We start from the raw sequence: 13,964 nt of genomic DNA, 5'->3' as shown, positions 1-13,964 counted from the left end.
TATAAAATGAAAAAATCAATAATATACCTTTTTCTCTTAGGTATCGCTACTCTAAGTGCTTGTGATGATAGCGAGCCAGACGTGGAGCCTAATGATGATAATTTCCCCTTCAGGTTAGTACTAGACGCTGAAGAAGGAGCCGCTTTGCCCGATGAAGAAGATTATGGTTTAGAAGTGAAATTCGCCGACTACATTGGAGAATTACCTAACCAACAACTCAATTTGAACTATGCATTTACTGATACGGAAGGCAGCTTTGTAAACAATGTTTCTATCAGTAAAGTAACATATAAAGTAGAAGATGGTGATTGTGAATATGAGCGTGAGCTCCCCTTTGTAGAATCAACAATTATATTGATAGTAGATGAAGACCTGGGCACAGTACCTGAAGAGTTTGAAATAGAATTTGCCCTTCCTGGCGCTGATGATACTGAAGGAGGTTTCACTTTTGAAATAACAGAACTTACCTCTCAGGCTGATGTTTTGCTCAACCAAGCGGCTACCTTTGAATATGAAGTGCTAGAAAATGATGTAGCTGGTGCCTGGGTTTTAGAACTTAATTCAGGAGAAGAATTCGAAGCCTTTAAATCAGTATTAGGAGCTATAAATGAAGATTTAACCAACCTTTCTTTCGCTGACATAACCGGTGCTGTATCATTGGAATTTGAGTTTGAAGAAATGAAAATAGAAGTAGAACTTCAAAATCCTGAGATAGAAGAAGTTTGCGAAGAAGGTGAAATAGAGGAAGAAGAAACTCACCTTGAAATAGAAGGTGAATACGAAGCAGAAGAAGGTGAGCTGGAAATAGGCGGAGACCATATCATCACAGATGACGGTGTAGAAGAAGAGTTGGAATATCTAATAACTGCTTCCTACACTATCAATGGAGATGAGCTGGAAATCACTTTCTATCAAATTATTGATGAAGATCAGTATGAAGAAGGAGACGAACTTTTCACTTCAGAAAGCGGCATTACTTTCACATTTATTAAAGACTAATTTTTTAATCCCATACAATAAAATTTAACCAAATGAATATTAAACTAAGTATTTATACAGCATTAGTTTTATCCTTAGGTTGGGCATGTAACAACCCTAAGCAGGAGCAAAAGGAAGAGGCAGAGGCTAAAGAAGTAGAGCAGGAGGAAATTTCTAAAGTAACGCCTGATGTAACTACTGAGCTGGTAAAGCATGATACTGATGATCCTGCCATCTGGATAAATCCGGAAAACCCGGAAGAAAGCCTGATTGTAGGTACAGATAAAGGTGGTGATGATGGAGATGGTGCTTTATTCGTTTTCAATTTGGAAGGGAAAATCCTTAGAGATAAAACCATTGAAAATATCGCTCGTCCTAACAATGTAGACATTGCTTATGGCCTAAAGCTGAATGGAAAAGCAACTGATATAGCCGTTTGTACTGAAAGATATACTAACTCACTCAGAATTTTCTCTTTACCAGAAATGAAGCCTGTGGATAACGGAGGCATTGAAATCTTTAAAGGAGAAAAACTAAGAGGCCCTATGGGAATATCTATGTACACTGATCCTGCTACTGGTAATATTTATGCCATAGCTGGTAGAAAAGATGGACCTAAAGATGGCACCTATCTATGGCAATACCTTCTTGAAGATGATGGTAATGGTAATGTAAAGGGCACATTAGTGAGAAAGTTCGGTTCTTACGCTGGTCGTGAAATAGAAGCCATAGCAGTAGACTCAGAAAAAGGCTATGTTTACTATTCTGACGAAGGAGTAGGTGTAAAAAAATATTATGCCCACCCAGACAGCTCTAATGTAGAACTTGCTCTTTTCGGAAACGGAGACTTATTCACAGAAGATAACGAAGGCATTTCTATCTACAAGCATGATGATGGCACTGGTTATATTATAGTTTCAGACCAGGCAGCCAATATATTTCACTTTTTCACCAGAGAAGGAAGTGAGGGAAATCCTCATGAGCATAAGCTGGTAAAATCATTATACGCCTCCACTTTAGAAAGCGATGGTAATGAAGTAACTAATGTAGCTATAGGCGATAAATATCCTGAAGGCTTCTTTGTAGCTATGTCTGATGACAAAACCTTTCAGATCTACGACTGGCGTAAAGTAAAACCAGAAGAAGATAAGGCTACAGCCCAGAAATAAAACATTCCTTGTTTGACCCATAAGGAGGGTGGCCACTTTCATTGCAAATGGTCACCCGGGGTTTACCACCCCTTGCCGCCGTTCTCTAGTACTGCCACCACATAGTTGAATCCTGCTCACAGGTTGACACACAACTCAATTAATTATTTCACATACTATTGGAACTAAAACAGACCAAATAGTATTCTTGGAAACGGCTAGCGTTCTAATTAATAAAAGAGATAAATCTAAGAAAAGGCACTATATAAGCCTTAGCTTGGCAGAAGCGTTTGCATACTGCCAAATATTTCAATGTTATGTTGGGCAGATAATAAAATAACTTTTGAATAGAATTCGTATGAAACAAGCCTCTGAGTGTCTAAAGGATAATATATCATCCATTATGACTATATGGAAAGAAAGCGTAACAAACAAGGTATTTGCTTCTAACCAAGCTAATAATATAGAGTTATATGATCACCTCCCTAATATTATTAATGATATTGCCGATATTCTAGAGAGATATAGTGAATTTAAAAATGAAGCTGAAATCTCTGATGACACCACATATAATGAAATACTCACTAACAGCATTAACCATGGGAGACATCGTTCCGCTAGTACTTCATATACACAAGGACAGGTAGTGCATGAATATATCATCTTTCACCGGACTTTAAGTGACTTTCTAGCACAAAATAACCTACTCAGTATCCCCGTTTCTAATTTATTAAAATATGTAATTGAAACATGTATCTTGAAATCAGTAGAGTCATTCACTGAATCTATTCAAAAGATGCAGACAAAGCTAATGGGCACATTAGCGCATGACATACGCAATCCTCTCACTGTAGCTCTGCTTTCAGCAGAGATGATGGAGAAAAACTTAGATGATGAGACCTTTATCAAGTTACAACGCACATCAATTAGAAGCATTAAAAAAACACTCAAACTTGCCGAAGGACTGCTTGATACCATAAGTATAAAATCAGGAGAAGGCATGATGCTAAATTTCACAGAAGAAAACATCTTACATGATATAGAATGGATCTATAAAGAAGCGCAAGACATATATTCTTGTGAAATAATTATGGATGTCCCTGATCAGGGTATAATAGGAATTTTTGATGGTACGGCTATTCGTAGAATGCTGGAAAATCTCATTACCAATGCTATTAAATATGGTAATGCTAGCTTACCCATAACCATAAAAGTAAAAGATGAGGCAGATGTAGTATGTATAAGTGTGCATAACCATGGCAATCCCATAGCTAAAGAAAAACAGAAAGAGATATTTAACTTCCTTAAAAGTAACGGGTCGCCCACAGACATGAGACTAGCCAGCTGGGGAATGGGCCTTACCTTAGTACAAATGGTGGTATCAGCACATGGCGGAGAAATTTCCATCGAAAGTAATTCTGATAAAGGCACCACTTTTACTGCTAAACTTTATAAGTATTACAACCAAAAGGGCAAAAAAAGAGCCGGTCTTGCTTTTGCCTAGTCAAGAAAAACTTATTTATGAATAGCTCACATCAAGCTTTTCTTAACAACTCTCAGTGTCTAAAGCTATTTTATAAATTAGCCTCTAAGTTTATTTAAAATGATAAAACAGCTATCTTTTTTTCTACTCTGCGCAGTAAGCTCTATGGCCAAAGGATAAAAAATCTTTCATTTTGAAAATCAATATTTTTCACGAAAGGGTAATATCTAAAAGGCCCAGCTGGAATCCTGCCAATTGTAATGGAAAGCCTGTAAAATAGTGCTACCTATTACTTTTCATATAAACCTACTGACGAATAGATTTTTGTATTTACTGACTAACAAAAGAGGCTTTTTTTAAAAAAATATTATTATGAAAAATTAATTAGTTCAGTGCAACTAATATGCGTTATAAAATGATGTCAATTAAAATTATCACTAATATTACACAGCAGTAAGAGGAGTTTTATACAGAAAGCACCATGTCTATCCCCTATCACCCTACAGTTGCAGGCCATAGTATTAAATAACTAACCGGCTAAAAGCCGGTAGATTTGATTCCGCCTAAAGGCGGCTAAAGTCACTAGCTAATTTTAAAATTATCGTCTTTATCTTCAATATCCTGATTCTCTATATACTGCATTATTATTTCATCTGTCACATTCCCACTTGTTACTGCAAAATAGCCTCGCGCCCAAATGTGCTTACCCCAAAACTGTCGCTGTAAATGCTTAAACTCAAATAGTAACTTATGTGAGGTTTTCCCTTTTATATATTGCATGAGCTTACTTATTGACAGTTTGGGAGGTACGGATACAAACAAATGTATATGGTCCTGTGACACATGACCTTTTACTATTTCTACTTCATTCGATTTACAAATCTCTCGTATCAACTCTCTACTTCGCTCTGCCACTGCTCCTACCAAAACTTGCTTGCGATATTTCGTTACCCAAACTATATGATATTTCAAATCAAACAAGGTGTGAGACCCTTTTCTGTAGTTTTCCATAGGGAAATATCGCAAATACTAAAGTCTTCGCCTAAAGGCGAGGGATTTTCTCCCATTCCCAGAGTGTGACATTAATGTACATCTCCTCACAGAATATCTGGCCTTTTTCATTGCCTTCAGGTACTACCTTTACTTGAGAAAACGATCTCAGGATACGATTTCATCCAACAACAGGCTCAGTATAATTTTAGGTGCAACTATAGGTGCACTGGTAGGGTCCCGGCTCATTGGATTTTTAGAAAATCCCCTTTTTGACCTTTCTTGGAAAGATATTATCACCTTGTGGAATTTAAAGACAATTATGGGCGGCCTATTCGGTGGCCTCTTAGGTGTAGAGCTGGCGAAAAAGATTATCGGTGAAAAGCAGCGCTCCGGTGATCTGTTCACTTTGCCTATTATCTTAGGTATTTTCATAGGAAGGATCGGTTGTTTCCTATCCGGAACAGACGAATTTACCTATGGATTAGAAACCTCATTTTTCACCGGCATGGATTTAGGAGATGGCATAATGAGGCACCCTATCGCCCTTTATGAATTAGTTTTTCTTATCATCCTTTTTATCATTATCAAACATATTCAAGACAGGCAAATCTACAGAAGCGGTATGGTTTTTAAAATTTTCATGATCAGCTACTTCGGCTTCAGATTCATGATTGAGTTTATGAAACCAAATCTCTTCTTTGTGCTCGGCCTGAGTAGTATTCAATGGTTATGCATTGTTTGCTGGGCCTATTACTTACCTTTTAGAAGGTGGGAGCGTCAGATATTTACTAAAGAGCCAAATATCAATATTTAATTTATAGCTGAGCCTTAAAATAATATTACAAATAAAACGCTGTCTTATTGGCAAAATAAATTATTATACGGTTTTTAGAAGAAAAAATGCCTGTCAGAAAATATACATATTACGATTTTACGCTTAGCCTGTGTCCGGAATGCCTGAAGCGGGTAGATGCCAAAATAGTTTTTGAAGACGGCAATGTATATATGCTCAAAAGGTGTGCTGAGCATGGTAATTCTAAAGTGCTTATTGCTGATGATATAGAGTATTATAAAAATATCAGGAATTACAATAAGCCATCAGAAATGCCTCATCGGTTTAATACCAAAACGGATTATGGCTGTCCTTATGACTGTGGTTTGTGTCCTGATCATGAACAGCATTCTTGCCTTACCGTGGTAGAAATCACTGATAGGTGCAACCTTAGTTGTCCTACATGTTATGCAGGTTCTTCGCCCACTTATGGTAGGCACCGTACGCTAGAGGAAGTGAAAGCTATGTTAGATGCCATAGTGAAAAATGAAAAAGAGCCAGATGTAGTTCAAATAAGTGGTGGAGAGCCTACTATTCACCCTGAGTTTTTTGAGATTCTGGATTATGCCAAAACATTGCCCATAAGGCACCTGATGGTGAATACTAACGGCGTACAAATAGCCAAAGATTTTGAGTTTGCGAAAAGATTGGCAACTTATATGCCTGACTTTGAGCTCTACTTACAATTTGACTCTTTCAAAAATGAAGCCCTACAAACTCTGAGTGGCGCTGATTTATGGAAGATTAGAGAACAGGCACTGGAAAATCTGAATGAATTAAACTTATCCACTACCCTAGTAGTAACCTTACAAAAAGGCCTCAACGATGAAGAAATGGGTAAAACCATTGACTTCGCTTTGAAGCAGAAATGTGTAAGAGGCGTAACATTTCAACCCACACAAATCGCTGGCAGGCTAGAAAATTTCAATTCAGAAACAGACAGGATAACACTTACTGAAGTTCGACGGAAAATTTTAGAACAGACTTCCGTGTTTAATGGAGATGATCTTATTCCTGTGCCATGCAATCCTGATGCTTTGGTCATGGGCTATGCTCTCAAACTGGGTGATGAAGTATTTCCATTAACCAGATACATTAACCCCGCAGATTTACTAGATAATAGCCGAAATACTATTGTGTACGAACAAGATGAGCACCTGCAAGGCAAAATGATAGAACTTTTTAGCACTGGCAACTCCGTAGATGGCGCTACAGAAAAGCTTCATTCTATTCTCTGCTGCCTGCCACAGATAGATGCTCCAACCCTGAGTTACAACAATCTGTTTAGAGTTATCATAATGCAGTTTGTAGATGCACACAATTTTGATGTAAGAGCGATTAAAAAGTCATGTGTTCATATTGTGGATAAAGACAATAAAATCATACCTTTTGAAACCATGAACCTCTTCTACCGAGATGATAAAAAAGAATATTTAAAACAACTTCAAAATCAGGAAATATGATACTTATAGATAACATGAACCTAAATGGTTTTATATATTTTTTCGCAGCCATCATATTTGGCCCTCCTTTATTACTGGCCATTATTGGGTTTGCTGTTAAGAGAAATAGTAATAAAAGCGCTAAAGTACTTTTTACTTTAAGCGCTCTTTATTTACTCGTTGCTGGAGGGATCTGCGGAACTCTCTTGGCAGGCTAAATCAAGCTATATCAAAAGCATTTTTACTAGTGAAGATGAAATTCAAGCACTTGAATCGCATTCTCTACTAATATAGAGAAGACTGTGTGAATCTGATTTAATGATTGCCTTTGATAAAGCCTCATACTATTGCTCAATCTCCAACCTTATCCCCTCACTATGATTGCTAAACTCCGGTGCATACATACATTGGATGGAGGTAATTCCATTACTAAAGTCACCCGCATTGTTAGCTCTCAGGTCATACTCAAATACAAATACGCCTTTGGTCAGGTGCTCAAAGAAGAAATTGGTACTAGCATCTCGGGTGCTTTCATAGTAGCCCAGTCCATCTTGATATTTAAAGAGTGAAAGCACATTGATAGGTTCCAGACCGGAGGCTCGCATATCTTTCATGTGCACAAAGTCCATTTCACGATCTACCTTTAGCTCTATGCGCACTCTGATGCGGTCCCCTACTTGTAATCCGTTAGCTGAAAGGTCTTCCAATTTTTCTCCGGTATCAGTATTTACCACTTTAAATACCTTCTTTGTCAATGAAAGCGGAGAAGAAGCCGAAGTAATCTTATCCAGATTTTCAAAATATTGCCAATACAAAGCTCCCCAGGCTACTCCCTTATCCTTTTTAGTAAGTGTTACCTCGGCCATAGATGGCGTAATTTCAGCGCCATCATAAGCTTTTTTAATATAGCCGGTACCAGCTTCTGGCGTGCTGCCGTCATTATTTTTAAGGTCTACTGCTTGCTTACCCAGCTTTACTTCTAAGGTTTCATTTACATCTAGCCAGCTACTCCGTTGAAGTAAAAGTGCGTATACTGCCTCAGTAGTGGCTTTTGTAGAACTCCATTGATTGGTTTGTTTGTGTTTCAATAACCATAATTTGAGGTTATCAACATTTTTCTGTTGATCAACTCCACCAAGTTCTGTAAATACTTCAATCATTAATGCCTGCGTCTCAATAGGTGCCTGATACCAGAAATAACTGCTTTCGTTAGCCTTCCAATACATGCCCCTTTCCTCGCTGTTAATACTGCGCTCATCTAATGATTTTAAAATAACATTAGCAAGCTTATCCTCTCCACTTCTGTGATGTATAAGCGCAATCATGCCTTGCTGCATAAGCCGTTCATCTTTCCAAAATTCTTTGGCCTGGCCTTTATAGTAATCGAGGGCCGGTTGAAGTTTATCACTTACTTTTTGATCAGGATAAAAGCTTCTCAAATACAAGTATTGAATGTGAATAGGCCTTACATGTTTTTCAGTCATATACTTTTTAGCAGCCTTACTCATTTTAGAATACTTGATCAGTTCTTTATAATCATCAATAAGCTCAGACTCTAAATAAGGCATTGCCTTTTTCACCACCTCATCAAGGTCATCCACTTCCACGCCCAACTTTTGCAGATGTGCTATCCCTGTTATAATGTGCTGGGTAATATATCGGTTAGCCCTATCACTGCCTGCAAACCAAGGGAAGCCACCATTTTCAAATTGCATTTGCTTGAGCTTATTCACTACTGCAGTTTGCTGATCTTGCATATGATTGAGATCAAAAAGTAAAGCTATGCGCTTTTTCTGCTCAGTTTCATTCTCAGCATCTCGCAGCCATGGTGTTTCGGAGATAATCAGAGACTTGAGCTCTTCATTTTTCTCTAACGCACTTACCAAAGCATCAGCCTCCTTCCATTGATCAAATACCTTCGCGATTTTAGGATTGGCGTTGACAATATGCGAACCCAAACTATTGGCATAAAACCTACTAAAGGTCTGCTCAGCACATTCATAAGGATATTCCATCAGATAAGGAAGCGCTTGCACCGCATACCAGGCAGGATTAGAGGTTATCTCTAAAGTTAGCTTATGGTGTGTCAAGGTTTTAGAAGTATTGTTCTTGAGCTTATCAAGCGTAAAAGTTTTAGATTCTCCCGACTGCACATCCATAGACATGGTTTCTGTTACCAGCATACGATTGGTTAAAACCGGCAGTACACTTTGCTCTCCATCAGAAAAGTTACCTGCCTTAGCCACTACCTTATATTCTACCGCTTGCAAACCAGCAGGTATACTTAACCTCCAATAAACTGAAGTGTTGCCTTTGGGTTTAATTTCAAAATTTTTGGTTTTATCCTCTAGCGACAATTTTTGATCAATGCTCTCACCGGTAGTAGCATCATATAACTGCAAAGCAGCAAAGCCCTGTAGTGCTTCATCTGATAGGCTGCTTATTTTTGCGGCAATTATGATTTCATCGCTTTCGCGCAAAAAGCGGGGAGCATTAGGCGTTACCATCAACTCTTTTTGGGTTACAGCCTGTAATGTTTTCTGACCAATATGAAGGTCCTTATCATGAGCTAAAAGTTGCAGTTTCCAGCGGGTGAGCGCTTCTGGGGCGGTAAACTCAAAACTTATTTCTCCATTTTCATCCGTTCTCAACTGAGGAAAAAAGAATGCCGTTTCCTTAAGATTTGTTCGTGCTTGTACTTGTGAGAGCTCCTCTTCTAAAGCTGCCTTGCTGGTAAAGATAATAACACCATTAGCTGCCCTCGATCCGTAGAGCGCAGTAGCCTCATCACCTGTAAGCATTTTAGCACTAGCCAAGTCTTTCGGGTTAATCTCATCTTTACTAACCACCTTACCATCCAACACGAAAAGTGCCTCCGAATTGTCATTCATTATTGATGATGCTCCTCTGATCTGTACGCCAGCAACTTTCCCTTGAAGTGATGCTACAATATCCTCTTGTGGAGCCTCTTCGAAAATGATTTCCTCCTCTATTGATTCTTCATCGGCAATTTCATCTGCATCTGCTTCCTCTCTAAATCTTGGAGTTCGAATTACTTTTTGAAGAGAACCTGTAAGTGACCTCTTTGTACTCATGCCATAACCTACCACCACCACTTCAGATAGCTGGCTTACATCTTCTCCAAGTATTGCATTAATCTTGTTTTTATCATTAACTAATACCTCAGTAGAATTGTAGCCAACAAAGCTAAAGACCAATACATCTTTTTTACTTGCTTTTATTGAGTAACGGCCATCCATATTAGTAACGGTTCCCTGATTAGTACCCTTAACAATTATATTGACTCCAGGCAAAGGATCTCCGGCATTGTTTCTTACCACACCCTCCACGTAACCTACTGTTATACTTTTATCAAAAACTGCTTCAGTTACTGATTCATTACTCTCAAACTGTCTTACACTCTTCAATAAACTTAAATAGCGATTATTAGCATATCGGTTATTATTAAAACTGAAACCAAACCAATAGAAATCATCATGCTGAAGCTGATTAGGCGTTGGGTATAATGATCTCCTATTTCTTATAGTTGCTCGTGCACTTCCAAAAGATTGTCTGGCGGTACTATTGGTATAAGTATAGTAGTTATTAGTTTGGTAGGGTCTAAACCTCCATTCGTGTGACTTAAACTGATCAAGCGAGGCATCATACATACTGGCCAATAGCTCCGCAGATACTTTTTCGTTGTTTTCACCCAACACTTTAAACTTCCAGGTTTCTTCAGTCCCCGGTTGTAGTTTATCTCTAAAAACTGAAGTTTCAATAGCCAACTTAGGAATCTTCCTTGTTACAGGAATAGTCATGCTATTGGCTGCAAAAGAATTGTAACATGCGTAATAATACTGAATGGCAAACCCACCCAGATCCGCTGCTTCTATCGGTATTTTTATGGTTTTAACTTCATTCCTAAGTCTAATCACTCTTTGCTCCACCACTTTATGTTCCTTTTCTATAAAAATGGTTACAAATACCTCATCAGCAGCACTAGCCAAAGATAGCTCCACTTCATCGCCAACCTGATAACTACTTTTATTGGTGTTTATGGTAAAAAGATCGTTAGTTCCGGGAGCCTTTTCTGTAGGATCAATGAGTTGAAACATTTTTTTATCTACTACCTCAGTATCAAAACTGTCTTTGGTACTTAACACCATTTCATAATTAGCCAATTGCCAATTTTTCATATTGGGCCAGCTCACTTCTTTACTTTCACTGGTATTAAAATCCAGGGTAGTAACTAACTCCTTCTGATCTTCTTGCTGAGTAAAATCATTATACTGATCATGGGGGAAGTATTTATGAAACTCCTCCTCAGTCAGCCGCTGATGATCTGGTGCAGACCAAGGCCTGGGGCGCGTAATGCGATCATCTTCAATAATACGATAAATCTTAATACTGCCTTTAGCAGGTGTAAATTGACTATTTAAATTTTCTGTAGAAACTGTAAAGGTCTTCGGAATATCGTTTCTCTTCAATTGATCAGGAATATCCATAGTAGCTACCATGGTATGATAACCCACTTTCACAGTAGTGGTAGCGCTTCTGGTTTCGCCATTAAGATCAGTCACTTCGGCATTTACCTCGTAAGTAAATATTGGCAAACTTCCCTTATCAACAGTTTCATCAGGAAGGGCCTTAAAGTCAATCACATATTTACCAGCACCATCAGTAGTAGTTTCGCCATGTGTTATTTCCTGAGCAGATGTTGAAGGGAAATAGTAATCATAGCTCCAATAATACCACCGAGGATACTCCACTTTGCGAGTAACGGTATAGCTTACTTTTGCCTCAGTAACCTTACTGCCTGCAAAGGCGGCGGCCTCGCCAGAAACCTTTATGGTATCATTTACTCTGAATGACTGCGTTACAGCATCAAACTCCACTTCAAAGCGGGGCCTCTTGTATTCCTCTACCGAAATACTATGCTCAGACCACTCAAAATCATTCATGATATTATCATACAGCTGACTATCATGCTCGTAAGATTCTTCAACACTCAAAGTGTACCTACCTGTAAGTCCACTTCTGGGCAGAATAAATTCTCCGTGGAAAGAGCCATATTCATTGGTCATTAATTCTAGCTCACCTACTTCCTCTCCATTAACATCTTCCAGAGTCACTTCTACATATTCATCAGGCACTATAGATGACCTGCTACCCTGGTTTTTAATAAGTATACCTTTGAAATAAACTGTTTGCCCAGGCCTATATATTGATCTATCAGTAAACAAAAATGCCTTTACATCTACCGGTTCAGAAGCCTCTTTACCTGTGCGAATTTTGTTCATGTAATAATAATCAAAATAGGCCGTATCTTTTTTAGTGGTTATTATGGCATCATAACTATTATAGTTAGAAGGTCCATTACAGTTAAAAACACCCTCTGAATTAGTGGTAAATGATTTATCATAAATAAAACTTTCTCGGTCATTGTTCTTCAGGTTCACCTTGGCATTTTTTACCGGCTCACCATTAGTTCTGCTAATTACATGGTAATAGTATTGCTTGTTATCCTGATGCTGTACCAAAGCCAAATCTGTATATTGAATGATCTGATAGCTATAAAGCTCATTATCATCAATGGTAGGTTGATCACTTGAAAATATAAGGTAACGCCCGTTGGGAAATTTGGGCAAAATCACTTCGGTAGAATGCTCTTCATAATCACCAAAATCTTTAAGATTTATACCCCAGGTCTTTACCGTTTCCCATTTTTGAAGATTAGCCAGATACGCTGAATCCTGATGCTGAGAATAAAAAGTTTTGTACTGATCAGGCGTGATACGATATATTCTAAAATACAGGCTATCGAGGTTCTTATATTCTATTTTCATCAAAGAGTGAGCTGCTATGGGTACATGTTTCTCAGTTTCCAGCCTCAGCTCTTTTCTTTTTATGCGGCTCACCAGCGCTTTACACTGCTCGGCCCCATAACTTTTAGGATATTTTTCAATGGCCTTTTCTGCTATCTCTAATGCCTTAGGCTTATCGGACGCCTCATATTTTACAGCCAATTCGTAGGCTATTAAAGTAGACGCTTCATGCTCTTGATAGCTTTTCCAGAATTTCTCCAGTGTGCTTCTTTGTAATTGCAGTTTGCTATCATAAGTACCCTTACCATAGATGTATTTAAGAGCTTCCAGCCTAACCAATATATAAGCAGAAGGGTCTTCATCTGACTTATGGAAATTAACTAACTGCTGGTAAGTAGCCAGCGCCTGAAATTCGAGTGATAGTGAATCTGGTGATTTTAATTTCACCTCATCAATGTTAAGATAAGAACTATCATTTATATAAAACTTATTAGCAGGACTGGTAATAGCAGATTCCCCTGTTTCATAAAATTTCAGAGCCTGATGAGCCAGAAAATCATATAATGTGGGCCTGTATACTAATGATTCCGGAGTTTCTTCAATCAATTCTCCAAACTTATCAATCGATGTGTTTTTTAATAGTGGTGGATTACGCAACGAATACTCATAGTGAGTACTTATTTCATTTAATAAGGTGCGAAGATCCCAGGTACGAAAATCAACACTATCAACTTTATCTGCCGTTTCGGTTCGGTTATAGATTCGCCACCTATTACGCGTAAAATAATCATGCAGCATATTGGCCAGCATACTTTCCAATACATTTTTAGCTGCTCCTTCAGCGGAATTAATTTCACTCTTGAATCTTTTGACGATTTTTAACTGAGCATTTTCTTCCAGCTCAAGGCTAAATTTAGATTGGTAGATCAGCGCCTTTATTAGCTGTTCCTGATTTTCATCCTTTTTAGCTTTTAGGTATATTTTATCCACCACTTCATTAGCAGACTTAGGTAAACCATCCAGCTCATAGTCATAGACTTTATTCCATAATTCTACATAATCATTTGGGTTAGGATCTGGTAAAAAGCTGAAGCCTAGTAAAAACAGCATTGTGCAGAACGTAAATAGCAATTTTATCATAGAGGTTTTTGTTAATTAATAACTACAGTGGCCTTAGAAAGTCACTATAGTAGAGATGCATAGAAATGAAGTATTCCATAAAGGCATCATAAAAAAAATATTCAGCGCATAAAAAAAGCT

At 38.0% G+C, this 13,964-nt stretch carries 8 protein-coding genes; 6 read left to right on the top strand and 2 right to left on the bottom strand.

Annotation, left to right across the window (positions count from 1 at the left end; translation table 11 throughout):
* Window positions 1–6: 6 nt before the first annotated feature.
* From LVD15_RS08105 to LVD15_RS08095, 3 genes are all read left to right on the top strand, one after another.
* Window positions 7–999, top strand: coding sequence for a hypothetical protein (locus LVD15_RS08105; protein WP_233779795.1), 993 nt, complete (start codon window positions 7–9; stop codon window positions 997–999).
* 32 nt (window positions 1,000–1,031) lie between these two features.
* Window positions 1,032–2,147, top strand: coding sequence for a phytase (locus LVD15_RS08100; protein WP_233779794.1), 1,116 nt, complete (start codon window positions 1,032–1,034; stop codon window positions 2,145–2,147).
* A 337-nt stretch (window positions 2,148–2,484) separates the two neighbouring features.
* Entirely contained in the window at window positions 2,485–3,630 is a 1,146-nt protein-coding gene (locus LVD15_RS08095) for a sensor histidine kinase (RefSeq protein ID WP_233779793.1), read from the top strand.
* 561 nt (window positions 3,631–4,191) lie between these two features.
* Here LVD15_RS08095 and tnpA read toward each other — a convergent pair.
* On the bottom strand, window positions 4,192–4,620 hold the full coding sequence (gene tnpA, locus LVD15_RS08090; RefSeq protein WP_233776130.1) for an IS200/IS605 family transposase: 429 nt from the start codon (window positions 4,618–4,620) through the stop codon (window positions 4,192–4,194).
* Between the two features lie 70 nt (window positions 4,621–4,690).
* Between tnpA and LVD15_RS08085 the strand changes: the two genes are divergently transcribed.
* The 3 genes from LVD15_RS08085 to LVD15_RS08075 all read left to right on the top strand — a co-directional run bounded on the left by LVD15_RS08085 (window position 4,691) and on the right by LVD15_RS08075 (window position 7,094).
* Window positions 4,691–5,416, top strand: coding sequence for a prolipoprotein diacylglyceryl transferase family protein (locus LVD15_RS08085; RefSeq protein WP_306416975.1), 726 nt, complete (start codon window positions 4,691–4,693; stop codon window positions 5,414–5,416).
* 86 nt (window positions 5,417–5,502) lie between these two features.
* A complete protein-coding gene (locus tag LVD15_RS08080; RefSeq protein WP_233779792.1) occupies window positions 5,503–6,897 on the top strand; it encodes a radical SAM protein in 1,395 nt (464 codons plus the stop codon).
* On the top strand, window positions 6,894–7,094 hold the full coding sequence (locus LVD15_RS08075) for a hypothetical protein (RefSeq protein WP_233779791.1): 201 nt from the start codon (window positions 6,894–6,896) through the stop codon (window positions 7,092–7,094). The genes LVD15_RS08080 and LVD15_RS08075 overlap by 4 nt, the downstream gene beginning before the upstream one ends.
* 126 nt (window positions 7,095–7,220) lie before the next feature.
* Here the strand turns inward: LVD15_RS08075 and LVD15_RS08070 are convergent, their stop codons facing one another.
* The gene (locus LVD15_RS08070) at window positions 7,221–13,844 is read right to left on the bottom strand and encodes an alpha-2-macroglobulin family protein (RefSeq protein ID WP_233779790.1); all 6,624 of its coding nucleotides are present in this window, start codon (window positions 13,842–13,844) and stop codon (window positions 7,221–7,223) included.
* Window positions 13,845–13,964: the final 120 nt, after the last annotated feature.

Origin of the sequence: Fulvivirga maritima (genome assembly GCF_021389955.1) — a bacterium.
GTDB classification, from domain to species: domain Bacteria; phylum Bacteroidota; class Bacteroidia; order Cytophagales; family Cyclobacteriaceae; genus Fulvivirga; species Fulvivirga maritima.
This window is presented reverse-complemented; position numbering and strand designations above follow the sequence as displayed.